Source organism: Streptomyces sp. x-19 (assembly GCF_046549115.1).
GTDB lineage: Bacteria > Actinomycetota > Actinomycetes > Streptomycetales > Streptomycetaceae > Streptomyces > Streptomyces albulus_C.
Genome location: NZ_JAJPWK010000015.1, coordinates 169,938 through 193,193 on the forward strand (window position 1 = coordinate 169,938; position 23,256 = coordinate 193,193).

Below are 23,256 nucleotides of genomic sequence, written 5' to 3' on the forward strand. Positions count from 1 at the left end.
TTTTCGGCCGTGCACGCCAGGCGGTTTTCGGGCTCCGGCGGGAACTTCTAGGAATTCTCCGGTCGGACTTCCGCTAGGGGAATCCTTCGCCCCGACCGGGAGGCCCTCACCCCGCCCGACGTGCGCTTCCGGCCCGGGACGGCGCCCCCGTCGGTTTCCCGTCTGCTGCCGCTGCTCCTGGCGCTGCGCGCGGACGCGCCCGCCGCCCGGAACGGGGTCCGGCGAGCAGCAGGGACACCGGGGGCACCGCGGCCTGTCCCGACGCCGGCGTCCAGGAGGGCATCGTGGGCACCGATCCACCAGCCCCCGCGGAGCCTTGGCCCTACCGCCCGGACGCCGACGACGCCTGGCCGCTCGCCGAGCCCGCCGTGCCGGCCGCCTCCGTTGGCCTGGCCGCCGACCAGGCCCGTGACCTGATCCTGCTCACCGACGAGAACGACGTGGCACTGGTCCCCGCATGCCCAGTCCTCCGCCGCGGCCCCCCCCCCACGGGCCCGCCGCCGGGGGTCCTGGATGCACCGTCAGGCCCGGCCGGCGGCGTCTACGTCAACGCACTCCTGGACCCGTTCGCGGATCCGCGTGGAACAGCCCCGCACCCGCACCCGCGAGTGCCCGCACCGCCGCTGCGGGCTCCGCTCAACGCGTCAGGAACTCGATCCGCACCGAAGCGGCGCCCACCGCCAGGATCTTGACCTGTTTGAGCGTGGTGGTGCGCGGCTGCGTCGAGGCGTGACGGCAGAAGAGGACGGCGTCGCCGGACGCCCGGTAGGTGTGCGCGACCGTCAGCGCCATGGGCACGCTGCCGCCCGGGGCCAGGTCGGCGGAGACCACGTCGTAGTCGTTCTCCGCCTCCAACCGGCAGGTGATCCGCACCGCGCTCGCCTCGGGCTCCGTCGCGTAGAGCTTCACCCAGATCACGTACGAGCCGGGCTCCACCGGCAGGGCACCGACCCGCACGTCCTCGTCGGCGCGGCTGCGCAGCGCGACGGCGTCGTCGAAGCCGATCTTGACCGGGGCGGGCGTGACCGTGGCGAAGAACGCGCCGACGCCGAGCAGCAGGGCCGTGCACCCGCTGACCACACCGGCGGCGACCGCCACGGTGACCCACAGGCGTCGCCGCGGCGCCTCCCGCCGGGCCCGCACGGTCGCGAAAACGCTCAGCCCCAGGGTGACCGCGATGAGCGCCAGGAACGCCCGGTTCCACGGGCTGAGGTGCTCGATGAGCTGCGGGAGCGACGTGATGAGCACGCCCACGACGGCGGCCGTCAGTCCGGCGCCGGTCCCCGGCGTGGCGGCGACGGACGGATCGGCTGGTCTGGCATCCGGTTCCGACAATGCCCCTCCACATCGCCCCGGGCCATCCGGCCCACCCCCCTTGGTGGCAACCGCCGCACCCTCGCGCCCAGGCACCGCCGGCCGTCGCCCCAACTGTCCCGCAGACCAAGGCAATTTTACGGGTTGCGCTGGCGCCTCACACCCTCCGCGCACGCGGATTCGGCAGGCGACCGTCGCGACCTGACTGTTCTCCCGGCCGTTCTCCCGGCTGTTCCCCTAACTGCTCTCCCGGCTGCTCTCCCGGCTGCTCTCCCGGCTGTTCTTCTGACCGCTTTTCCGGCCGTTCTTCCGGCTGGCCTCACGCGTCGTCGATCGCACGACGCCAGTCCGCGTCAGCCCGCGGCGGCGGGCGCACCGTGGGACGCCAGCAGGTTGCCCCTGCCGGACGGCCCAGCCGTCGGGCGCACGTCGGCATTCAGGTAAACCCAATCTGGCGTCACGGAAAAGCCGGCGCCACCGGAGATCGCCGTTACGGTGACCTTGGCCGGCCGTGGGAAATTGTCGGCGGCGGCGGGGAGTTGCGCTTGGCCCAGGAGCGCGGCAAGGCGAGCGGCCCGGTCGGCAGACCGCTGGTGGGGCCGGCTTCCGCCAGGTGGGCGCGGGCGGCACCGAAGGCGCCGGGGTGCTCGTCGACGTCCGGCAACACACTCACGCCACCCCGATATCCCGTCTCCTGCGGCCACACCCCTATCAATTACCTCGGTAAATTCCATGTGAGACCCTTCCGGTTCCCAGGAAGTCCTGAGAAACTCCCTCATGCGATATTCATGGAACCCTGAGAGGGGAATTGCTTTTTCAGTTGCGAAATCCCGTAACGTTTTCCACGTCGAAAGCGAACCGGCTTACGGCAACGGGAAAGCAGAAAGGTAAAGCCATGAGCTTCCACAGGATCGCCCCGGTCAAGAAGCGCTGCGAACCCGCCTGGGCGCGAAAGAAGGCGCACGGCCGGCCGGCCAAGAAGGCGACGCCGGCGCACCGCCCGCCCCGGCGAGTGCGGCCGTCCTGGCGCGTCCCACCGAGCGATCCACAACGCGGCCCGCAAGGCAGCGGCGCACGACTTCATCACCGCGCTGCCGGACGGTTACGACACCGCCATCGCCCCCGGGACGGCAACGCTGTCCGGCGGCCAACTCCAACGCATCGCTCTGGCCCGCGCCATGCTCCGCCGGGCTCCGGTGCTCATCCTCGACGAGCCGACCGCGGGGCTCGACGGTCCGGCCGCGCGCCAGGTGGCACAGCCGCTGCGGCGGCTCATGGCAGGCCGTACGACCATCATGATCACGCACGATCTGAGCCTGGCGCCGCACGCCGACCGTATCCTCGTCATCGACGACGGCCACCTGGTGGAGACCGGCACCCACACGGAGCTGCTGCGTCGCCACGGGACGTACGCACGGCTGGCCACCTCACAGCCGGCACCCGTGGCCAGCCAGCCGACACCGGAGGACACGCTGTCACTCCGCGTCTGGACATCCACTCAGCAGACGGCAGAACAGCCGAGCGCGCACCGTCAGGCCGCGGCGGCCTACCCGTTCAGCCCGTTCGTCTCCGAGCATCCGGAGACGAACTCACTCTTCATGAGGGCCGCTGTGCGCTTGCGGCATCCCGTCTTCGTCGCGTGATCAGACGGGCGAGGTCGCAGCCAGCGGTGCACCGATCCGGATGTCGAGGTAGGCCACGAGATCGCCCCCGTCGAGCGCGCTCTTCCGCGCGTCGATGATCACGACCGTGCCGGCCACGATGCCGGCGAAGCTGGTGCCGGTTCGTCGGGACTGTTCGATGCGCTCCGTGACGGGACGACGGACCGCCTCGGTGAGAAAGGTGAGGCCGTGCGGGAACTCCTCGCTGAGCAGGTGCCGTTGCCGCCCGGCCTCGATCCGACTGCCGATGCCGAACTCGGCCGAGACGACCTGGTCACCGCGGAGGGTGACACGGAAATAGCCGTTCGACTGGACCCGGTTGCAGTGCTGCTGGGGTGGATAGAAGCAGTCGTAGCCACCGGCGAGGAGATCGTCGACAGCGGAGCTCATCGAGGTCGCGTAGTGGTCGGAGCCGAACGGCCAGCGCCGGACCGAGGCGTCCCGGGCGGTGACGACCAGTCCGTTCGACCAGCCGTAGTCGTACTCCGCGTACGTGTCGCGCCACCCCGCGTGGGGCGCACCGTCGTCCTGCCCCGCCGTGTCCCTGCGGTGATCGTCCTCGAAGTCCTCGATCTCCTCCCGCACGCGATCGCCGGCGTCGGGCCAGATCGCGGTCAGCGTCGATGCCGCGGCCGCGACGACCTCGTTGGTCTCCGAAGCCGTCTCGACCGGCGGGAACCATGCCCAGACGAGCCGGTCGTCACGGTCCAGCAGGAACTGCGCCACCTGCGAACGGACCGTGTCCGACGCGTCGTGGCGCGCGATCCGGCACCACAGTGCACGACCGTCCGCATTGGCTCGGGCCTGCACGCAGAACCAACCGGCCGCCCGCAACGGCCGGGTGAGAGCCCCTGCCACTCCGTCGGGCGCGATCGGCTCGGCCTGCGAGTTCTCGGCTGCTGCGGCGTGCTGGTAGACGCCGGCGGGCGGGAGGGCCGACGGCTCGTCCGCCCGGGTGCAGCCGGTCAGCGCGAGCAGGCCCAGCATCGTGATCGCCAACGCCGTGACGGCCGTTCGCCAGTCCGGTCGACAGCGGCGTCGAGGTATGAAGGAGGTTCGGGACACGGGGCTCATCGAAGCCTCTGGATCACCAGTTCGGCAACTTCGGTCACCGGATCACCCCGTCGAAGACGGGGGCCCCTGGAGACGCGGGGCCATTCGCCGCTTCCACCCCCGAGAACGGGTGCCTTCGGCCCCATCGCCGCGGTGGATCGTCCGAGGACGTGGTCCTGCATGCGGCCAGGGCCGGGCCGCGATCGGTCCTGGGGCGTGCTCGTCCGGGGGTCGGTGGCTGGTGGTCCAGGGACCGCTGGTCGGCCCGTTACTCGTAGCGGTACTTCAGCGAATCCGCCTCCGCCTGCTCGATGTCGGCGATCGTCAGCTCCGGCATCCGCAGTTGGGCCAGTGTCACCTCGGCCGAGGTCGGTTGGGCGTCCGCCGGCGGCCACTGCTCCGGCTTCCAGGCCCCGCTGCGCAGGAGCGACTTGGGGCAGTGCGGGTAGACCTCCTCGATCCCCAACACCAACGCGCTGGCCGGCGGCTTGCCCACGGCGGTCAACTGCGACAGCAGCTCCGGGCGGGTGGAGACGCAGGCCCGGCCGTTCACCCTGAGCGTCGTGGTGCGCCCCGGGATGACGAACAGCAAGCCGGCCCGACCGGTGGCGACGACGTTCTGCAGGGTGTCCAGACGCTTGTTGCCGGTCGCGTCCGGGATCGCCACCGTCCGTGCGTCCAGGACGGCGACGAACCCGGCGGGACCGCCGCGCGGGGACACGTCACAGTTGCCCTCGGCGTCCGCGCTGGCGACCAGGACCAACGGCGAGCATCCGATCAACCGACGAGCCTGTGCGGTGAGTTCGGTCGTCTGCTTGCGCACGGCCGCGTCGCTGGGCAGTGCGTAGGCCCTGCGCAGCGCCTCCTGGTCGGGCACGGCGTCGAGGCGGAGCGAGTCGAAGGCGCTGCTGGCAAGGAGTGACGTCATGCCCCGACCCTAATGCGCGACCCTAATGCGCGACCCGCGGATGATCTCGATCGGTGAGTGCGTGAAGGACGGCCGCTTTCCCGTCGATGCCGGCATCGTCGCGTCGCCGAGAACGATCGACGCAACGAAAGGTGCTGAGGGGGAACGCACGCGGTGGTCGGAGCAAGGTGGCTCAGCGCCTTGCCCCGCCGGCGCGCGACGCCACCCCGTCGGGACGGGCCGTGCGAAAGACGCACGCCACCAGGCGCGGGCGGCTCGTTCGTCGGCGCCTGGTGGTGGATACCCGTATACCCAGGTCTCGTCGACTGCCGGGGCGTCGGCGCCCTTCTCGGCCCAGACCTCTCCCGGCCCCTGCGGCAGTTGACCGACAGCCTGCGGGCCGAGCACGCACTGCACGCAGGAGTACAGCTTCTCCTTTCCGACGACGAGGACTTGGCGGTGATCCGCAAACGAGTCGAGGAACCGGGTACTCCTCCTGGGCGACCGACCTGTCGGACCGGACGGTTTCCGGTCCGAGTCCGTGCGAGGCGCACCGCTCCAGCCCTTCACCGGCCCGGTGGATACGAGCGCGGGAGCCGTGTCGGCGTAACACCGGGAGGGCACGTTACGGTGCTGGCATGACGCCTTGTAGGGAATGCGGCTTCGAATACGACCTCTCTCTGGCTCCTGCGGTATCCGAGCTCATCAAGGGATATGCCGGTGAATACGAGGACTTGTTGCGGACCGAGCCGACCGCGCTGGGGCAGCGTTCGGCGCCGCAGGTGTGGTCAGCTCTTGAGTACGCCTGCCACGTGCGTGATGTGCTGCTGATCCAGCGCGAGCGGGCACTGGCCGCGCGGCACCGCGAAAGGCCCGTCGCCGAGCCCATGGGACGCGACGAGCGGGTCGATCACGACGGTTACGCTGAGCAACGGCCGGCGGACGTCGCCCGTCAACTCCATGATGCGGCATGGCTGTTCGCCAACGTCCTCGACCGGCTGCCACCCGCGGCGTGGGACCGCACGCTGGTGTACACCTATCCCGAGCGTGCGGAACGCTCACTGCGCTGGCTCGCCGTGCACACCCTTCACGAACTGCGCCACCATCTGCACGACATGCGCCGCCAACTTCCCGCAGAGGTAGTGCTGTTGGCCGACTGAGACCTTCGGCAGTGGGGGGCGAGCTGGTGTCATCGGCCACCGGCGCGCGGTTCGTCGAGTCTGGCGCCGTCGTGTGGCCCTTCCGGGGAGCGGGCTGTTACTGGCCTGGCGGCCGGTGCAGTGACTGGGGACGACGGCCCGACGCTGCTGGGCTGCTGGGCGTCGGTTCGTGCTCGTCCAGGTCGGACCGGCCGCCGTCGGCCCCTCACCGCTGTCGGCCCCGGTGTGGCTCGCTCAGTCGAACGCGGCCCGGTGGTCATGGGCCCAGCGCGCGTAGGTGCGGGCCGCGTGGCCGAGCACGGTGTGCACGTCGTCGGTCAGTCGGGCGTTGCCTCCTTCGGCGATGTGCCGCTGGCCGCGCATCGCGCCCTCCGCGAACTCCGGGGTCCGGCCGGCTTCGATCAGCTGCCGCCTCGCCACGTCCAGCGGCACGTCGACGAGGCCGATCTGACGGCCGAGCACCTTCCGCAGAATGTCCACCTGGTCGGGCGTGCTCAGCAACTCGGGTCCGGTCAGTGTGTAGGTTCTGCCCGCATGGTCCGGCGTGGTCAACGCGGCGACCGCGACCTCGGCGATGTCGCGCGGGTCGATCACGCCCTGGGCCCCGTTCCCGGTCAGGTTGGAAATCGGCTGCCCCGCGCGGATCGCGGAGGCCCAGTGCAGGGTGTTGGTGGCGAAGCTGCTGGGCCGCAGGATCGTCCAGGCAGCGGTGCCCGCGCGCAGTGCCCGTTCGCCGGGAAGGTGCCAGCCGCCGACCCTGAGCGCGGGGTTCTCGCCGGTGCCGATGGCGGAGAGCTTCACCACCTTCCTGACTCCGTGGGACCGCACGGCGTCGAGCATCGCCAGGTCGTGCCGCTCGATCCAGGCACCCGGCGCGTCCAACAGGAAGAGCGCGTCGACCCCGGCCAGCGCGCTGTCGAGGGAGTCGCGGTCGTCGAAGTCCCCCCGCACGACCTGCGCCGGCAGGCTGGCGCCGGCAGGGTTGCGGGTCATCGCTCGGACCCGCTCGCCGCGTTCGGCCAGCAGCCGGACCACTTCAGTGCCGATGGTGCCTGTCGCACCCGTAACAAGGATCATGTCGAGCACTCTGCCGTCCCGCCGTCTCGTCGAGATAGGAGAAATCGGCAGCCCGTAGAGTGGTCGGCGTGGACGCCCTGATCCCGATGCCCGCGCTCCGGCCCTGGATCGCCGACGTGACCCTGCTCCGGCCCGACAGCGCTCTGCCGCTGGTACATCTCCCCGACACCGCAACGTCGTTGGTCTACCGCAGGGTCGGAACCGGGGGTGGCGACCTGCGGGTGATCGGTCCTCGCAGCCGTGCCGCCTACCACCCGGGCAAGGAACTGGCGATGTGCATCAGGGTCCGACTGCGTCCCGGTGCGGCCAGGTCGGTGTTGGGTGTCCCGGCCGGCGAACTGCGGGACGAGGCTGTGGCGCTCACCGAGGTGTGGGGCGCCCGCGCCACCCGCCTGGAAAACCGGCTCGACGAGTTGACCGGCCCCGGCCCGATCCTGCGGTGCATCGAGAACGCGCTGCTCAAGGGCCTGCCCAACGGCGCAGAGCCACGCGACCGGTTGCTCCGCGAGGCCGTCGCGTCGCTGTCCACCGGCTACGGGCGGGTCGGTGCGCTCGCCCGGCGGCTGTCGGTCAGCGAACGCCACCTGCGCGACGTCTTCACCCATCAGGTCGGTCTCTCACCCAAACGCTTCGCCCGCATCCAGCGCGTCCGCACGGTGCTGGCCGAGGCGGGCGCAGCACCGTGGGCGCAACTCGCCTCGGATACCGGTTACTACGACCAGTCCCACATGACAGCCGACTTCCACCTGCTCATGGGAGCGTCGCCAGCCGCCTTCCACGCGGGCCGGATTCCCGCTACGACTCCCTGCGCCACGTGAGGTAGTCAACGCCGGGAAACCGAAGCGGGCCAGTGGCCCCGGCGCGCCCTCTTCCCCTGTTCTTCGTCCGATGGAGTGACCGCGGAATGGAAAAACCTTTCCGCTCACGGCATGTCCCGGATGATCACCGAGAGTAGGCGGGGAGACGTCGGCGGATGTTCCTCCGGTGCGCGCAGATGGCCGTGCCGTGCGGGCCTCCGTAGCGAGATCGAGTGCGGACACCGGGAGGCTGCTGATGCCGTTCACTGTGGGCGAGTTGCGCACGTTGCTGGCCGAGCACCAGAAGGCCGGCGACACCAGCCGAGCACTGGAGCTGGATGGCGGCAGGGCGGGTTGGGCCGAGGTGTTCCGGCCCTTGTTCCCGGACGGGCTGCTGCGTGCGACTGATTGTGAGACGGACCCGGAGAACCTGTCGCTTCACGGCCTTGCGCTGACCAACCTGTCAACGGAGCCAGTCCGCGTGCGTGTTGCGTTCACGGATGACGGCAGTACGGAGACCACGGCGGTTTCGCTGCACGCTGGTCTTCCCGCGCCGGTCCGCGTGTCCACGCTCGTCCAGTACCTGGGAGTGGGATGGGAAGTGCCTGCGCTGCCGGCGACGGCGACCGTGCGTCAGGTCGAGCTGCGCCAGCAGGACGGGGTGTTCGTGCTGTCAGGCACCGGCGGTTCCTGTGCGGTGACGGTGGTGGGGCACGAGGATGCCGGCCGGCTGCTCCTGGCCCGGTGTGACGGTTGGCAGGTGCTGTGCGCGGACCGGGACGTACCGCGTCGGCAGCTGTCGCCCCTGGTGGGTGCGGTGGGGCTGGACGGATTGGTGCCCGACGCCGACCTGCCTGGCGGGACGTGGTTGACGGTGCCGCGGGTGGAGGCTTCTGCCGGTGCGGGGCGGCAGAAGGCCCCCGAGGGACACGCGTCACGCTCCGGCGGTTGGGCAGCCACCTCGTTCGGATCGGCCTTCGGTGGTGGTGCGGACCCCGTCGTGATTCCGGTGCGGGGTGCGCGGCGGCCGGCCGAGGTGGACGCCCGGCGCCGCGACGGATTGGGTCGGCCGTTGCCCCTGTTGAAGGAGGCCGGTGTGGGGGCGGCGGCGCCGGGCCCGTCTGCCGGTGGTTCCGGCCCATGGCGCGGGGTGTACGCGGTGGCGGTCGGTGAGGGTTTCGTCGTCGTGGCTCCGGGTGCGCTGGGGCATCGCCAGGCGCACCGCTTCCGGCTGTCCGGTCCCCGCGGGCCGGTGGCGACCGGGCTGTCGTTCCCCGACTTCGGGGATCTGGTGGACGGTGAGCACGTGACCGTCACGTACGACAAGCCTCCATTGTACGTCAGCGGCGGGCTGGCGGCGAAGAAGGCGGAGCCGCCCTACGCGCTCGTCGCGGGTGGCGTGCTGATCGTGGACACGAAGTCCTTCTCCGGCAGCGCGGTCGCTGCCGCGTATCTGCCGACTTCCGGCAACCGGGCGTCGTTCTTCGCGTTCGGGGCCTTGACCGCCGACAAGGGCATCGGGCCACCCGCCTTCCAAGTACGCGGCGTCGCCGGCGGGATGGGGTGGCGCAGCAATCTCCGGTTGCCGCGTGTGGAGGAACTGGCGGATTTCCCGTTCCTTCAGGCGCTGGACGATCCGACGGCCATCGGCGCGGGGCCGGACGGCAGCGCGGATCCCCTGGCAGTGCTGGACACCCTCGCCACGGGCGCCGAGCCGTGGGTCACTCCGGCCGGTGGGGGCGAGGACCCCTTGTGGATCACGGCGGGGCTCGGCTTCACCATTGCCGAGCGCCTCGACGGCCGGGCGATGCTCGTTCTGCAAACCGGTCAGGATCTGACGTTCGCGCTCCTCGGCATCGCGGAGATGCGCTTTCCGAAGGAGCCCGGGCGCCGGCGGTACGCGAACGTCGAGCTCGGCCTGGAAGCGGTCCTCAAGCCCCGTGCCGGTGAGCTGACGTTGGCGGCCCAACTCACCCCGAACTCCTTCCTCCTCGATGAGAACTGTCGGCTGCGTGGCGGCGTGGCGTTCAAAACCTGGTTCGGACCCAGTGCCCACAAGGGCGACTTCGTGGTCACCCTCGGCGGCTACCACCGCAACTACAAGCGTCCAGGCCACTATCCGACGGTGCCGCGGCTGGGGTTCGACTGGGACCTGTCCGGCAAGGTCACCGTGTCCGGTGAGGCGTACTTCGCGCTGACGCCCGCCGCCGTGATGGCTGGTGGCGGGCTTGACGTCCGGTTCTCCTCCGGCGCGCTGCATGCCTGGCTGACAGCCCGGGTGGACGCGCTGATCCAGTGGAAGCCGTTCTACTTCGACGTCGGTCTGCACGTGTCGGTCGGAGTGCAGGCCCGCATCAAGATCTGGTTCGTGAAGATCACGATCACCGTTGAGGTCGGCGTCGCGCTGCGCGTCTGGGGCCCGCCGACCGGTGGCGAGGCCAGGATCAAGCTATGGTTCGTCTCCTTCACGATCGGCTTCGGCCGCGGCCGGGACGCCGACACCCATGCGCTGGACTGGCCGGGCTTCCGCACCATGCTGCCGCCGCGCGAGAACACCCTCCGGCTGCTGCCCCTTACCGGTCTGCTCCCCGAGGCGCCCGGCGCAGACGATACGCGCGGTGCCGACGCTGCCTGGCAGGTCGCCACGTCCGGCTTCTCCTTCGCCACCGACTCGGCGATGCCGATCACGGAGGTCTATCTGGCGGCCAGTGGCGGCAGTACGGTCGAGACCGGGTCGAGGGTGGACATCCGGCCGATGGATCGCCGCGGGCTGACGAGCGTGCACCGTGTCTGGATCACCCTCGAAGGGGAGACCGTCGACCTGCAGGACTGGGCCCGTACGGCATCCACGACATCGGTGCCGAAGGCACTGTGGGGTTCCGGCGACGACGACCCCCTCGACGGGGGAGACGAGCTGGTGGGCGACCAGCTGACCGGCATCGCCCTGACCTCACCGACGACGCCCGACTACGGTCACGACACCGGCTACATCGGCGAGGACGCCATCGCCTTCGACCCGATCGCCCCGGACGGAACGCATCCGCTCGATTCGTCCGCCCCGCCGGCCGGCCCGGCGCCGGATCGCCCCGGTGGAGTCATCGACGCCATCGTCCAGACCGTGAACGCGGCCGATCAGCGGGACGCGCGAAGCCAACTGGCCGACGCCCTGGACGGGTTCGGTGTCGATCTCGGCACGCTCGACTCCGATCTGTCGGCATACGAACGCGCGGCCGAGACGGCGTTCACCGCCGAGCCCATGCTCCTGAACGCCTGACACGCCCGCGCGTTCTCAACGACCAGCCGACACCAGGGGTGACCACTCGTGCCGACCACGCCTCCCACCGCCCACCGCACCCGCTTCTTCGACCACCGGATCCCCGCCCTGTACGTGGGCCGCTACACCATCCATGCCAAGCAGTCCGTCAACGGCCTGAACATCGAGGACGCCTTCCCGGACCGCGCGCAGTGCTTCGACGTCCGCGGGCCGCGGTTCGTCATCCCCGCCACCGACGTGCACGCCAGCTACCCCCGCCCCGGCTCAACCGGTCTGTACAGCCAGGTCCTGCCGCACCTCACGTTCGAGAGCCCCGGGGTGCCCTGGCTGCGCAGGCTCAAGGGCGAGGACCCGGCAGTCCCCTGGACGGCACTGCTCGTCTTCCGGGAGAACGAGCTTCCCGAAGACCCCCTGGCGCTGGGGCACACCGAAGCGTGCACCGCGACCGAACTGCTCGACGGGCATCTGCCCGGCACGCCGCCGAAGATCGACCCGGAGCACCTCTTCGACGACGAGCGCGAGATGCTGTGCGCGACGGTGCTGGTGCCGGGTGACCTGTTCACCGCGCTCGCACCGTTGCCGAAGGAGATGGGCATGCTCGCCCACATCCGGGAGGGCGGCCCCCCGGACGCCGCCTTGGGCATCGCCTCCGCCCCGGACGAGGACGAGCTCAAGGCGGTCGTCGTCGCCAACCGCTTCCCCGACGCGGCCGGCGGTCGGCACGTCGTCCACCTGCTCTCGTTCGACGGATTCGAGAGCCACCTGGGTGGCACGGCCGCCCCGTCCCAGGGGCTGCGCATGGTTTCCCTGTGGTCCTGGGCCTTCGAGACCGAGCCGGATACCGGCATGGGCTTCGGCGACCTGGCACAGCAACTGGCCGCGCAGCCCGATCTGCTGTTGCGCCTGCCGGTCCCCTCTCCGCCGCAGAACCCGTCCGCTGCACAGCAGGCGGCACTGGAACGGCTCAGCATCGGTGCCACCGCGCTGCCACAGCGCCTGGAGACCGGTGAGCGCAGCTTCGGCTTCTACCGGGGCCCGCTGACGGCCGCTCGCGCCCAGCCGGTGCCCGCGCCGTCGAGTGGCGAACGTCTGGAGTCGGCTGGTGAGGCGCTGGCGTACGTCCAGCCGTACGGAGTCTTCGATGCCTCCTACGCCGCGGCCTTCAGCCTCGGTCGCACGCTCGCCCTGGCCGACGCGGAGTTCCGCACGGCCCTGCTGGCCTTCCGCAAGGCGGCACGCGGCGCGGTCCGACGCCTGCTCACCCACCCCGAGTTGGTCGGCCGCGCCGTCTCGCCCGCCACGGCTGGGCTGTTGCTCCGGGAGCATCCGGCCCGGGACGCCTTCGACCGGTTGCTCGACGGCTCCTCCGGCACGGCGCGGTTGGCGTCGGCCCTTGCCGGCGCGGGTGCCGACCTCACCAACGGGCGGGTCCGTGGCCAGGCACGGCACCGTCGTTCGGGATCCGGCGCCACGCTGACCGCTGCGGGAGTCCGGTCGGCGCTGGCCGATGCGCAGGTGGCGGATGTCCTGCGGCAGGCCACGGCGCGCGAGTTGGAGCCGGTGAGTGCGTGGCTGGCCCGGCTCCCACTGCTGGAGATGATTCCGTTCGAGCATCTGGTGCCCGACCCACGGATGCTTCCCCAGGAGTCGTTGCGGTTCTTCTACGTCGATGCCGCGTGGGTGCGGGCGGCTGTCGACGGTGCGTTGAGCGTCGGCGTGGGGCATGCCGTGGATGCCGACCTCAACGCGCTGGCACGGCAGGTGCCGCGGCCCGCGCCGTGCGGGCTGCTGCTGCGGTCCGACCTCGTCTGGAACTGGCCGAAGACCGTCATGACGGGTTTCCGTGGCGACCGGCCCATCAAGGAGATTCACCGGGCCTCCTACGGCAGCGACGTCCTGCTGCTGTTGTTCTCGGAAGTGATCGACACTTTCACCCTGGCCGAGCCGCCGCAGGGGCTGCACTTCGGCTTCAGCGACATCGGCACCATCGAGCTGCGCAAGCTCAGCGGCCCGGACATCGGGTATCCGATGGGCGAGTTCCCCGAGAATCCCGGCGACGACCGCTTCGGGCGGTTCCTGCGTGGCGGCGGGTACGACGTGCTGAACGTCGCCGGTCCCGGCGATCCCCTCCTGCCGGCGCTCGCCCTCGCGCACAGCGTGCCCGCCCTGTCGTCGGCGCAGCTCACCCTCCAGATGATCAAGGCGCCGCAGGTACAGACCTTCACCCGCCCCTGACCGAGCCGCCCCCGTTTCGAAAGGAGCGCGTGATGCCCGCGCGCAGCAGCAACAACCATCTGGTCGTGCCGGTCGAGGTCGCCGCACTGGCCGTGAACGCCCAAATGCAGAACCCCGACGGGGCGTTCGTCTGGCACCGCTGGATCGCCAACTTCTTCCACACCCAGGACACCGCGGCCCCCGCCGAGCCCTCGCCGTTCTCCATCGACGCGGACTGGCCCACCCGCCCCGGGAACCGCGGCGTCTACCTCCAGTGGCAACTGCCCGAAGCCCTGACCCGCGGCCGGCACGACACCGAGACCGACGAGGACGACTTCCCCCTGGTGCCCAACCGCTGGCTGGTCGTGCGCTACCGCGCCGCCTCGCGGAACGTCCGCGCCTGGCTGATCGAGAGCGACCACCTCGGTTTGGACACCGGCACCGTCTCCGCGCTCGACCCGCGCGCCGAGCGGACCACCGCCACCAAAATGGGCCGCTGCCACGAACTGAGCACCGCCAGTCCCTGGCGCGAACCCGGCGACGCGCCGACGCCGTTCCTGACGGCGCTCGGGCCCGGCCTGCTGACCTTCTCCGCCTTCCAGCCCTACAACACCAACGTCTTCTCACTCCACGACGGTCTGGACGACGTAGCGGGAGACGAACGGCTGGACTACTACGTCGCCGGCTTCTACTCCACCCCCGGCAGCGACGTCCTCGCCAACGCCGAAGACCTGCGGGAACTGCTGGACGACCTCGAATGGCTCGCCCCGATGGCCGGCAGCAACACCCGCCGCTCGCTCTACACCGGCAGCGCGCTGGGCGTGGACTGGCGGCCGGCCGGTCCCCTCCCCGCATCGGACATCCCTGCCGTCAACAGCATCGCGGTCTCGGTGGGGAACAACACCGCCGAGGCGGCCACCGCACTGACCGACGCCGCGGCCGGGCCCGGGGCCCTGTCCGACGACGACTCCCGCCTCGTGCGGGCGTTCGCCCTGGGCACCCTCGATGCGCTCGACCGCGCCGACGGCGACGACCTGACCGACGCGGCCGCCCACCAGAGCGGATTCGGCCCCGTAGCCGGCGGCTTCACCTGGCGCATCGTCGAACGCGGCGAGGAGCAGGAAACGGGCCGAGTCCGACTCGGCGCCGGGGAACGCGCCCGAGCGCGCACCGCCGAGGCTGACATCGTCGCGGCGCTCAATCGCGCCCAGGCCGAGCACGACGGCGTCGAACGCGACCTGGCGGCCGCCCAGGACCGGCTCTACGTGCTCTGGGCGCTGTCGAACGCCGACCGCCAGCCCCGGGACTTCCAGAACCGCATCGACGACGAACTCGACCCGGCGAACCAGGCTGGCGCGGCCGGAAAGGTCGCCGCGCTCGCCGCCGGCTTGTCCGCGAAACGCAACACCCTGCCATGGGGCGACACTCCCGAGGAGTTGGAGGCGAGCGCGGCGGAGTACGCCCGCGGCAAGGGCCTCCCGCCGAACCGCGTCCTGCAACGGGTGCCCAAGTCCCCGTTCCTTCAAGCCGCCGACCCGGTGGTCCTGCTCCAGGGCGGGCACGTCCACGCCCCGCTCAGCCGTGACACCCCGCTGCCCTGCCGCACCGAGGACCGCCTGGTCACCGCCGTGGGCCCGATCAACGCCGCCGCCGTGCGGGCCGACGTGGACCAGGTCAACACCGCCAACCTGCCCGCGCCGTTCACCGACCTGCTCAGCGAGTTCTTCATCCTGGCCCGCGCCCGCCACACCGGAACCGGACTCGACGACGTCACCGGCACACTGCCCGAATACGGCACGGTCGCCTGGCGGCAGCCGTGGCAACCGCTGTTCCTCGTCTGGGACATCGAATGCTGGCCGCTGCCCTACAGCGAGCACGACGGCACCCGCCACTGGACGTTCGACGGCAACCGCTACCGCTGGCAGGGCACCGGAACCGTCCCCGAGTCCTTCGTCCTCACCGGCCGCATCCCACTCACCCCGTCCGCCGGCCCCATCCTCGAAGGCGAACTCGACGCCTACGCCGCCGGCCGCAAAGACCTCCCCGACCTTCGGACCGTCCGCACGCAGCTCAGCGACCTCGACATGCTCTCCCAGCGGTTGGAGGGCCTGACCGCCCACCTCGACCAACGCGACCCGCGTTCCACCGCCCGCCCCCTGGAAATCATGGGCGACCTCGTCGGGCACGGCGACCGCCACTTCCCCGTGCCCGGCACGGTCCCCTCCCACCCGAGCCGGCCACCGGAGTCCGAACCCTTCCACGAAGTCCGCACCGGCCAGTTCGCATTCCGCCAGCTGTCCCTGGTCGACCGCTTCGGCCGCACCCTCAACCTGATCGGCGACAACCGCCGTTGGCCCTACGTACGGCCCGACGCCATGGTGCCGGACCACACCGTCGAGACCGACGACCCCGACCGGTTCCTCGAACTGTCCCCCCGCCTCTTCCAGCCCGCACGGCTGGCCTTCGACTTCCTCCACGCCACCACCGACCAACCCATCGACCTCACTCCCGGCGCCAACCCGGTCTGTGCCTGGCTGCTGCACAACCGGCTCGACCGAACCCTGGCCTGCTACGACCCCGACGGCCAGGCCCTGGGCGAACTACGCACCGTGCTCAAGCCCAACGACACCAAGGCCGTCGCCTGGCTACCGCTGCCCGGCTCCCCCGTGGCCACGCTCGCCGCACTCGAAGCCGTCGCCCCGCACGCCCATCACTTCCTCAACGCGCTCGTCGAGCGCGGACCGGCCACCTTCGACGCCCTGCGCGCCACCCTCGACGACGCCTTGACCACCATCGACCCCGACGGCCCCGACGACGCCAGTCTCGGCTTCCTGCTCGGCCGGCCCCTCGCTCTGCTCCGCGCCCGCCTCGACCTCGAACTGTGCGGCCCGCCCCGCACCTCGGTCGGTTGGAACGAGGTCCTCGACCCCGACGACCACGCACCGGCCATGCCCGACTGGAACTGGATCGTCCGACTCGGCCAGCCACGCGCCACCGACGACGGCCTCGTCGGATACGTCCTCAACGACGACTACGACCACTTCGACACCATCGCCCAACCCGCCGAAGGATCCAACGACTACCTCCGCCCGATCGACAACGGCGAACGCCTCCAACTCGCCTTCGCCGGAACCAGCACCGCCACCGTCACCCTGCTCGCAGACCCCCGTGCCGCCGTCCACGCCACCACCGACGTCCTCCCGGCCTCCGCCGTCCACGTCCCTCCGGCGTTCACGGACACCGCCCTGGCCCGTATGGCCGTGTGCTTCCGTACCGGCCCGCTGATGGCCGGCACCACCACCGACCCGCGAACGGCCGTACTGCCCCACCCTGCGACGGCATCCGGCACCTGGGCCTGGGCCGAACCCACCGACACCCAAGGCACCTGGCAGCACCTGCCCATCACCGCCCCGGACCCGGGCGAACTGCCCCTGGGCGATCCCGAACTCCGCAGCGGCTACCTCGTCCTCAACGACGCCGCCGAAGCAACCCGCTGAACCACCACGCCCACACCAGGAAGGACCACCACGAGCATGGCCATCGTCACCCAGCAACGCGTCGGCAACGGCACGGCCTCCGACTTCACCGGCGAAATCGACTGGAGCATCGACACCGTCCCCGACCCCGTCACCGTCAGCCCCGCCAGCGGCACCGTCGAGCTCGCCGACATCATCCTCGTCGGCAGCCGCAGCATTCCCGCCGAGATCCAGGTCAGCCAGATCGACGTCGACATCGACCACGGCAACGAAGCCTGGCACCTCGCACTCGACCTCGGCGGAATCCAGGCCAGCAACAACCTCGGCTGGACCCACACCGTCAGCGGCAACCGCATCACCTTCAAGCCGACCTCCGGCCACGCCGTCATCGACAACGAACGCGGCATCACCCTCCAGGTCAACAAGCTCCGCATCAGCCGCAAGGTGGGAACCGGCGCCGTCATCATCGGCACCAAATGGCGCGCCAACGAATCCTCGGGCTGGCGGACCGACGAGGCCGTCAAAGCCGTCGGAAAATTCCCCCCGGGCTTCTTCCTCGACAACTTCAGGGCCGACCCGCTCATCATCGAGAACGGCGACTCGGTCACCCTCACCTGGGACCGTTCCTCCGGCGCCACGCAGACACTGCTCTACGAGAACGCCGAGATCGACGTCTCCGACTACACCAAGTTCGAAGTCAAGAACCTCTCCCGCAACACCATGTTCTACCTCCGCAGTCGCGTCCAGCAGGGCACGGACTACGCCGAACGCGTCCTCAACACCTACGTCACCGTCAACCAACCGGACCTGGAAATCCGCAACCTGACCGTGCGCGGAAGGGTCCACGGCAATCTCAACGCCGACAAGGTGACTGCGGCGGTGGTGTCCGAGCCGGGCAGCCTGCCCTGGCAACGGAAGAACATCATCACCGCGACGGCCGGGTACCAGACAACCGCGCCCACCTACGGCTTCCTCCAGTGCAACAACAGGGGAAACGGGAACTACCAGGGCACGGTCGTCCTCGAAGTCGGAACGACCGGCGCCATGAGCCGCTTCGAAGTCGAGGCGCGCCAATGCTCCACCATCCTCGTCAAGGAGGGCGACACCATCAAGATCACAGCAGTCGGTAGCGTCAACCACGAGACGATCTGGTACTCCATCGGCAGGCTCGCCTTCGGCTGAGCCGCCCGGCGATCAAGGGGTCGGGTGCCCCGCGCAGTGCGCGGGGCACCCGACCTGTTGCGTGGGCCTGTTGCATGGGCCTACAGGGAAGCGATGTAAGTGATGACGCTCACATCATCACCAAGTGAGTGCGCAACTCTCTCACCTCGCGCAACGCAGCTTCGCAGCCCTCGCGCATCCACGACGGCGCGTTCTCCGCGATGGACCTCACCGCCCGCCACCCGCGCACCGGCGAGCTGCTGTCCACCGTGAAGTTCATGGTGCAGACCCTCGCCGCCGCCGGCGAACTCCAACGCGACCTCCAGCGCGACCTCCAGCGCGAACTGACCTACGACGGACCGCGCGCCGCCGAGGCCAAGGGCAGCAAGGGCGGACGCCGCCCCGCCGTGGCGGCCGCGCAGACCGACGACGTGCGCACCGCGTACCTGGAAGGCCGCTCGATTGCCGCCCTCGCCCGCGACCACGACGTCAGTCGCGGCGCAATCCGCACCGCCGTCGCCGACCTCATGCCCGACCACGCCACCATCGAGGAGGACGTCCCGGCCCCGGAACTGCCGGTCACCCTCGACATGCCGGGCAAGGTCGCCGACTTCCTCCGCACCGCCGACCTGGAGCCCGCCGAGCGGGATGCGCTCGACCAGGGTGACCGTACGACGCGGCCAGGGCTACACCCTGCGCGTCAGCGCCGTCCCCGCCGTGCACCTCGGGCTCCTTGCCCGCCAGCCGCTCGACGGGGGCCACGGCAGTCCTGCCGTCCCGGCCCAGCGCAAGGCCCGCCGCGAGTACGAAACCCGCGTCAGCATCCTCACGCCGACGGGTCATGATCGTTCTCAGCGCCAACAGCTGTACCGATGTTCCCCGAGGCCGGATGCCACCAGCGGCCGGTACCCTCGGTCAATTTCTGCCCTTCGCCTCGCCAATCTCCTGCCGCAGGCTTGCGCCTGGAACTTCGCCCTGGCCTCGCCGTCCTGGTGGGCTCTGCCTTCCATCGACCGCACTTCCTACCGGCTGAGCTACGAGTCCGCCTTCTGGATGCGGCGCCAGGTTCGGCGGAGCGGCCTGTGCTCGTCGTGCTGGAGGCGGGAGAGCGCCCCGAAACCGCAATTCTGTGAGGGCGGGCAGTGACGCAACAACCCGGCACACCGGGCGGCCCGCACCCACTGCTGAGCGCGGGCCACCCTCACGCGGCCAGGCCGTTGGTGGTGGTCAGCTCTCGGTGCCCCCATCGCGGCCCCGTCTCGGAGTGGTGCGCCCACACATACTGCGCCTCGGGGGTGCGGGTCAGCCCGAAGTCGTAGACCTCCGGAGCGCCGGCCTCCTGCCATTCCCGCCAGCCCGAGGTCAACTCGTCGGCGAGCCTTCGCGGGCCGCCCTGCTGCGCAACCGCCGCCCCTTGGCCGTTCTGCTCGATGCGCGCCCAGGAGAACCGTCCGTCGTGCACCCACGCGACCCGGCCGTGCTCCGTCGCCGCGGTGCGGACCTGAAGATCGGGCCGGATGACCCGCAGGCCAAAGAGGACGTTCGCGTTCTCGTGCAGCAGCACGAGGTCGAGGGCGCACGGCGCTTCCGCAGCGACGGGGTGGCCCTCACATACCTGCTCCCAGCTCAGGGTCACTGCCCTGCCACGAGAGGGCATGAACATGGCGAGCCCCTGGATCCAGCCGCGTGCCGATTGGCCGTCGGCCGCCACCCTCAAGGCGACGTGCCCGAGTCGCCCCCAGGGCGAGACGATGCGGCCGCCAGGGCAAGTCTGCTCCACCCAGGCCCACGGGACCGTCTCGACGGCGTAGGTGGAGATGACGCGGTCGTACGGGCCGCCGGCCGGCGCACCAAGGTCGCCGTCGCCGACCCGAATCTCGACCCCGCCGCCGGTTGCCTCCACGTTGGCGGTGGCGGTCGCGGCCAGTTGCGGGTCGTACTCGACGCTGACGACGCGGTCGGGGCCGGCCTGGGCCGCGAGGAGCCTCGCGTTGCGGCCGGTCGCTGCGCCGAGTTCCAACGTGGCGTGGCCAGGCTGGAGCAGCAGCGAGTCGAGCATGTCGGCGACGACTGATTCGCAGGAGAGACTGGAGGTGGGCAGCCCGTCAGTGACCTGGGTGACGGTCGACTCGTACGGTCCGGCGTACAGCAGCCGGCCCCAGCCCTCCGGATCGACTGCACGGTCAACGGCCTCGTAGTCCTGCCCGGTCCACCTCCACAGTCGCGGTGGCGCGAACTGGTCGCGGGGGTAGGTCTCCGCGACGTGGCGGACCCACGGGGAGTCCGCCGGCCACAGCCCCTGCTCCTCCATGGCTCGGTACAGTGCCGTCTGGAGGTCGGAGAGACGACCCATCAGTCGTCGTCCTTCCGGCGCTTCCCCGTCGGCGCGGGCGGAGTCGGCACCTGACCGTCAGAGTTCCCGGGCGGCGGCCTTCCCTCCGACAGCGGCTTCTCCGACTTCTCGTGCTTGGCCACAAGCACTCCTCTCGATGACACGCGTACTCGGTCGCCATGGTGGTGCACTACTGGCCTGGGCCGCCAGATCGCCTCGGCCTGTGGCGGAATACCACCATGATGTAGGCCAGTCAGGAGGCGCGATCGAATGTGCGAACCCACGTGGCAGATCATCAACCGAGGCGTCGCGACCGCAACTTTGGCGTACGGCGTCAGTGGAGCTTCCCCGTGATCGTGGACACCTGGAGACTGGGACATCGAGGTTCCAGAGGAAGTAGCACCAAGTGTGAAGTAACTACACGAAGCGGTACACCGCGGAGTTCAAGCGGGATGCGATGGCGCTCGTCGGCTCCACGGGTCGGACGGTCACCGAGGTCGCCCGGGGGCTCGGGGTTAGCCCGGAGTCCCTGCGCAATTGGTACCGCGAGGCCAAGGCGGACCGCGGTGAAGGGCGGCCGGGCGACCTCAGCTCTGCTGAGCGCGAAGAACTGAGGCGTCTGCGCAAGCAGAATGCTGAGCAGGCAAAGACGATCGAGGTACTGCGAAAAACCGCGGTCTTCTTCGCGAAGGAGCGCGATCGATGAGCGAGATCCGACCCGAAGCCCGGACCGTGGGCATCTGCCTGGCCGCTTTCCCGCTGGCGGCGGCCGGCCTGCTGGACGGTAAGGCCGCCACCACGCACTGGGCCTACGCCGACCTGTCCCGAAGGCTGTACCCCCAGGTCGAGCTGGTACCCGAGGTGCTCTTCACGGACGCGGGCCGAGTACTGACGTCAGCGGGTGCCGCCTCCGGCATCGACCTGCTGCTGCACCTGATCCGACTGGACCACGGCAGCCGGGTCGCCAACCAGGTAGCCCGGCGCTGTGTCGTCCCCCCTCAGCGGGAGGGCGGCCAGGCGCAGTACATCGAGCGGCCGGTGCCGCACGGCACAGACAACGGCACGTCCGCCGCCCGCGCCTGGGCGCTCCAAAAGCTGCACCAGCCAATGCAGTTGGCCGAACTGGCCCGGCACGCGGGCATGAGCCGCCGCACCTTCACCCGGCGCTTTCGAGCCGAGGTAGGACTGAGCCCCGGCCAGTGGCTCACCCGGCAACGGGTCGACCTGGCCCGGCAGTTGCTGGAGGGCAGCGACCTGCCGGTGAGCCGTATCGCGGAACGCACCGGCTTCGGTACGGACGCCACGCTGCGCCAGCACCTGCACGCCGCGATCGGCGTCTCTCCGGGGGCATACCGGCGCACGTTCAGGGGCCAGCACGCCGGCACCGATAGCGAACTGCGACTGGAGCGCTAAGCCCCAGTCGGCCCGCCTGTGGGGTCATCCAGGTCGTGTTCGCGAGCGTAGGCGATGAGCTTGCGAGGCGCCCGGCCGATGTGCTCGGCCAGGGCGGCCACGGCGGCGTCCGCGTCCCGGGCCAGGGCGAAATCCCGCAGTTGACGGTGCTCGGCGGCCAGGTCGCGCACCTGGTCTTCGGTCAAGGCCCAGTACCAGCGCCGGTAGAGCTCGGCGTTGTCGCGCAGGGAGTTGACGACCCCCTCCAGGCGCGGGCTCTGCGCACCCGACAGCAGCGCCTGGTGGAACGCCTTGTGGGCGACGGGCCAGTCTTCGTTCAGTCGCCCGTCGGCCCCGTCGACCGCGGTGCGCTCCAGTGTGTGGTGCGCTGCCACGACCGCGGACTCCCATTCCAGGCCGCCCAGGGCGATCGCCTGCCGCAACGCGAGCGACTCCAACTGCACCCGCGTCTGCGTCAGGTCGGACAGATCGTCGACCGAGAGGGGCATGACGCTGAACCCGCGCTGCGGGTTCGACACGACGAGTCCCTGCTCGGCCAGCCGGGTGAGGGCCTCGCGAACTACCGACATGCTCACGCCGAATCGCTCCGCGAGGGCGACCAGCTTGAGCCGCTGTCCCGGAGCGAGGTCGCCGTTGAGCAGGTCGCTCCGGATCCCCTCGAAGACCTCTTCGGTGCGTGTTGTATTCCCCTTGACCACCGGAACACCCTAGCTATTTAACGCAATAATTTGCAATTAACGATATTTGGGCGTCTATGGCGCCCACTGCCGGTGTCGTAGCTCGCGGCGCCGGCGGAGCGCCGGCGCCGGCCTTGGGCTCCGGCCAGGGAGGGGGCTGCCTGAAATGGATCCGGTACCGCGGCTTTCTGTACCAGTTCCCCGATCCCGAACATGGACTTCGTCGACGCCGTGAGGCGCCTTGCTCAAGGGCGCATTGCCTGGGCGACGCCCCAGGAGTCCTCGAACATGTAGTAGCGGCTGATGCGGCCCTCGGGGTTCACGACGATGTCCACCGCGAACGGTGTGTCGATCACCTTGCCCGTCGAGCGCACCACGACCCGTGCCCGTCCGATCAACACCGCGTTGGGGCCGTCGACGATGACCCGGTCGATGTCGAAGAGCTCGCGGTCGGTGAGTTCCCCCATCGTCCGGAAGAAGTCCGGGATGCCGTCTGCCTGACGGCGGCCCACCCAGGGCACGATCTCCGGGTCCCCGGGGATCTCCCAGTGGGTGTCGTCCGCGAACAGTTCCACCACGGCCGGCACGTCGCCCTCCCCGATGCGCTTGAGGAGCTCGTTCACCACGTCGCGCGTCTGGTTGCTCATGCCTGTCTCCATCTCCGCCGAACGGATTCGGCTCTTCGAACTGTGTTCTTGGGTCGTTGTTGATGAGGGGCTGAAGCCCGGTCAGGCGGCGCT

General features: G+C 70.3%; 15 protein-coding genes and 3 pseudogenes. 10 read left to right on the forward strand and 8 right to left on the reverse strand.

Features of this window, described 5'->3' with window-relative positions; translation table 11 throughout:
- Positions 1-636: 636 nt before the first annotated feature.
- Both ACLJT4_RS28600 and ACLJT4_RS28605 read right to left on the reverse strand, forming a co-directional pair.
- Complete coding sequence (locus ACLJT4_RS28600) at positions 637-1,335, reverse strand: hypothetical protein (RefSeq protein ID WP_411126535.1); 699 nt, start codon at positions 1,333-1,335, stop codon at positions 637-639.
- A gap of 469 nt (positions 1,336-1,804) precedes the next feature.
- Entirely contained in the window at positions 1,805-1,987 is a 183-nt protein-coding gene (locus tag ACLJT4_RS28605) for a hypothetical protein (protein WP_411126537.1), read from the reverse strand.
- 340 nt (positions 1,988-2,327) lie between these two features.
- On the opposite strand from ACLJT4_RS28605, the pseudogene ACLJT4_RS28610 reads away from it, so the two are divergent.
- Positions 2,328-2,957 (forward strand): annotated as a pseudogene (locus tag ACLJT4_RS28610) (ATP-binding cassette domain-containing protein); the annotation flags it as partial.
- Here ACLJT4_RS28610 and ACLJT4_RS28615 read toward each other — a convergent pair.
- Both ACLJT4_RS28615 and ACLJT4_RS28620 read right to left on the reverse strand, forming a co-directional pair.
- Positions 2,958-3,974 (reverse strand): hypothetical protein, encoded by a 1,017-nt coding sequence (locus tag ACLJT4_RS28615; protein WP_411126539.1) that lies wholly within the window; start codon positions 3,972-3,974, stop codon positions 2,958-2,960.
- Positions 3,975-4,296: 322 nt separating this feature from the next.
- Positions 4,297-4,956 (reverse strand): MSMEG_1061 family FMN-dependent PPOX-type flavoprotein, encoded by a 660-nt coding sequence (locus tag ACLJT4_RS28620; protein ID WP_411126541.1) that lies wholly within the window; start codon positions 4,954-4,956, stop codon positions 4,297-4,299.
- A 617-nt stretch (positions 4,957-5,573) separates the two neighbouring features.
- Here ACLJT4_RS28620 and ACLJT4_RS28625 point away from each other — a divergent pair.
- Positions 5,574-6,095 carry a DinB family protein gene (locus ACLJT4_RS28625; protein ID WP_411126543.1) on the forward strand — a complete coding sequence of 174 codons (522 nt, stop codon included), beginning with the start codon at positions 5,574-5,576 and terminating at the stop codon, positions 6,093-6,095.
- A gap of 234 nt (positions 6,096-6,329) precedes the next feature.
- Here ACLJT4_RS28625 and ACLJT4_RS28630 read toward each other — a convergent pair whose 3' ends face one another.
- Positions 6,330-7,172 (reverse strand): SDR family oxidoreductase, encoded by an 843-nt coding sequence (locus ACLJT4_RS28630; RefSeq protein WP_411126545.1) that lies wholly within the window; start codon positions 7,170-7,172, stop codon positions 6,330-6,332.
- A gap of 68 nt (positions 7,173-7,240) precedes the next feature.
- On the opposite strand from ACLJT4_RS28630, the gene ACLJT4_RS28635 reads away from it, so the two are divergent.
- From ACLJT4_RS28635 to ACLJT4_RS28660, 6 genes are all read left to right on the forward strand, one after another.
- A complete protein-coding gene (locus tag ACLJT4_RS28635) occupies positions 7,241-7,990 on the forward strand; it encodes a helix-turn-helix domain-containing protein (RefSeq protein WP_411126547.1) in 750 nt (249 codons plus the stop codon).
- Between the two features lie 256 nt (positions 7,991-8,246).
- Positions 8,247-11,243: a DUF6603 domain-containing protein gene (locus ACLJT4_RS28640; RefSeq protein ID WP_411126549.1), complete on the forward strand. Its 2,997-nt coding sequence runs from the start codon at positions 8,247-8,249 to the stop codon at positions 11,241-11,243.
- A 48-nt stretch (positions 11,244-11,291) separates the two neighbouring features.
- The gene (locus ACLJT4_RS28645) at positions 11,292-13,478 is read left to right on the forward strand and encodes a hypothetical protein (RefSeq protein ID WP_411126551.1); all 2,187 of its coding nucleotides are present in this window, start codon (positions 11,292-11,294) and stop codon (positions 13,476-13,478) included.
- Positions 13,479-13,510: 32 nt separating this feature from the next.
- Positions 13,511-16,954, forward strand: a complete 3,444-nt coding sequence (locus ACLJT4_RS28650; protein WP_411126553.1) for a hypothetical protein — start codon at positions 13,511-13,513, stop codon at positions 16,952-16,954.
- 36 nt (positions 16,955-16,990) lie between these two features.
- On the forward strand, positions 16,991-18,115 hold the full coding sequence (locus tag ACLJT4_RS28655) for a hypothetical protein (RefSeq protein WP_411126555.1): 1,125 nt from the start codon (positions 16,991-16,993) through the stop codon (positions 18,113-18,115).
- Positions 18,116-18,243: 128 nt separating this feature from the next.
- Positions 18,244-18,939 carry a hypothetical protein gene (locus tag ACLJT4_RS28660; protein WP_411126557.1) on the forward strand — a complete coding sequence of 232 codons (696 nt, stop codon included), beginning with the start codon at positions 18,244-18,246 and terminating at the stop codon, positions 18,937-18,939.
- 356 nt (positions 18,940-19,295) lie between these two features.
- On the opposite strand, the gene ACLJT4_RS28665 is transcribed toward ACLJT4_RS28660, so the two are convergent.
- Positions 19,296-20,447 (reverse strand): methyltransferase domain-containing protein, encoded by a 1,152-nt coding sequence (locus ACLJT4_RS28665; protein ID WP_411126559.1) that lies wholly within the window; start codon positions 20,445-20,447, stop codon positions 19,296-19,298.
- 412 nt (positions 20,448-20,859) lie between these two features.
- Here ACLJT4_RS28665 and ACLJT4_RS28670 point away from each other — a divergent pair.
- Both ACLJT4_RS28670 and ACLJT4_RS28675 read left to right on the forward strand, forming a co-directional pair.
- A pseudogene (locus ACLJT4_RS28670) lies at positions 20,860-21,132 on the forward strand (transposase); the annotation flags it as partial.
- Positions 21,126-21,839: pseudogene (locus tag ACLJT4_RS28675) on the forward strand (helix-turn-helix domain-containing protein); the annotation flags it as partial. The pseudogenes ACLJT4_RS28670 and ACLJT4_RS28675, both read left to right, overlap by 7 nt.
- On the opposite strand, the gene ACLJT4_RS28680 reads toward ACLJT4_RS28675, so the two are convergent.
- On the reverse strand, positions 21,836-22,537 hold the full coding sequence (locus tag ACLJT4_RS28680) for a GntR family transcriptional regulator (RefSeq protein WP_411126561.1): 702 nt from the start codon (positions 22,535-22,537) through the stop codon (positions 21,836-21,838). The pseudogene ACLJT4_RS28675 and the gene ACLJT4_RS28680 overlap by 4 nt on opposite strands.
- Before the next feature lie 224 nt (positions 22,538-22,761).
- Positions 22,762-23,163: a nuclear transport factor 2 family protein gene (locus ACLJT4_RS28685; RefSeq protein ID WP_411126563.1), complete on the reverse strand. Its 402-nt coding sequence runs from the start codon at positions 23,161-23,163 to the stop codon at positions 22,762-22,764.
- Positions 23,164-23,256 lie beyond the last annotated feature (93 nt).